Annotated in this window: 1 pseudogene; it reads right to left on the bottom strand. The window is 46.1% G+C overall.

Annotation, left to right across the window (positions count from 1 at the left end):
* Positions 1-386, bottom strand: a pseudogene (locus tag KNP71_RS16130) (DDE-type integrase/transposase/recombinase); the annotation flags it as partial.

The raw sequence follows: 386 nt of genomic DNA on the forward strand, positions 1-386 counted from the left end.
CCTTGGTAGGACACAAAACAGTCTTTGCTTACTTGACGTGTTTCCCAGCGATGGACCGGATAATGCGGCTTCAAATGTCCTGGTGCTAGGAAAGTTTGTTCAACCTCGAAGCGTTTCTCAGGTGACTCTTTCGTCGTATCGTTTTTCTTTTTATTGGCCGTGTTTTGTAGCCACTCCAGGACGTCACGATTCAATTGTTCCAATGTCTTTCCAATACGTCGTTTGAAAAAGTTCTGTTTCATATAGCCGAATGAGCGCTCGATCTTCCCTTTCGTCTGTGCCCGTCTGGGCTTGCAAGCCTTCGGCGTAATCCCATAATAGGCCAAGAAATCTTCGAACTTCTGATTGAACTTGATACCGTTTGGATTGTGGCTGATGACCGCAGT

Origin of the sequence: Exiguobacterium sp. s56, assembly GCF_018618255.1 — a bacterium.
Taxonomy (GTDB): domain Bacteria; phylum Bacillota; class Bacilli; order Exiguobacteriales; family Exiguobacteriaceae; genus Exiguobacterium; species Exiguobacterium chiriqhucha.